The following is a 1,084-nucleotide window of genomic DNA, read 5'->3' as shown; positions in this document are numbered from 1 at the left end:
GGCGCGGACCGCTTCGCCCAGACCCTGTCCTGCCACGTCCCCGACGACCTGGACCCGGCGGCGCTGGAGGACGCCCTCGACGACCTCGTCGCCCACCACGACGCGCTGCGCTCGCGCTTCGTCCCCCAGGAGGGCGCCGCGGAGGCGGCCGGGGAGGCGGACGCCCCCGTCGCCTGGCACATCGAGGACCGCTCACCCCGGACGCGCCTGCTCCGCCACACCGGCCCGGACACCGACACGCCCCACCACGGCGCCTTCGACCTGCGGCACGGCCCCCTGCTGCGCGCGGTGCTGCACGACCGGGGCCCCGGCCGGTCCCGCGTGCTGCACCTGGCCGTCCACCACCTGGTCGTCGACGGGGTGTCCTGGCGCGTGCTCCTGGAGGACCTCGACCGCGCCTACCGCGCCCGCCGGGAGGGCCGGGACGGCCGCGCCGCGCTGCCCCCGAAGTCCTCGCCGCTGCGGCAGTGGGCCCGGCGCCTGTCCGCGTACGCCGCCGAGGGCGGGTTCGACGACGAGGTCGCGTACTGGACCGGTGCTATTGCCCACGCCCCGGCGGACCTGCCCACCGACGGCCGCACCACCGGTGACGGCACCGGCACCTACGCCTCCGCGCGCTCGGTGACCGTCCGCCTCACGCCCGAGGACACCTCCGTCCTGCTGCGGACCCTGCCGCAGACCTACCGCACCCGCGTCAACGACGTGCTGCTGAGCGCGCTCGGCCGGGTGCTGTGCGCGTGGACCGGGCACGAGCGGGTGCTGGTGGACGTGGAAGGACACGGCCGCGAGGAGCTGTTCGCCGACGTGGACACCAGCCGTACCGTCGGCTGGTTCACCACCCGCCACCCCGTCGCCCTCGCCGTCCTGCCCGACGCCTCCTGGGACGCCGTGCTCAAGCAGATCAAGGAGCAACTGCGGGCGGTGCCCCGGCACGGCGTTGGGCACGACGTCCTGCGCCACCTGGCCCGCCCGGGCACCCTGCCCGACGGGGCGCGCGCCCAGGTCAGCTTCAACTACCTGGGCAGGTTCGGTCTCCCGGACACCGACGGGGGCCTGTACGCAGCCCCCTTCCGCCCCCTGGAAC

At 76.1% G+C, this 1,084-nt stretch carries 1 protein-coding gene; it reads left to right on the top strand.

Annotated features, from left to right (window positions below; genetic code table 11):
* The coding region (locus FGF04_RS37445) for a condensation domain-containing protein (protein ID WP_235882699.1) at positions 1-1,084 on the top strand (1,084 nt) is incomplete at both ends.

Source organism: Streptomyces apricus, assembly GCF_008369065.1.
Lineage (GTDB): Bacteria > Actinomycetota > Actinomycetes > Streptomycetales > Streptomycetaceae > Streptomyces > Streptomyces apricus.
Note: the sequence above shows the minus strand (reverse complement) of the source record. Positions and strands in the feature narration are given on the sequence as shown.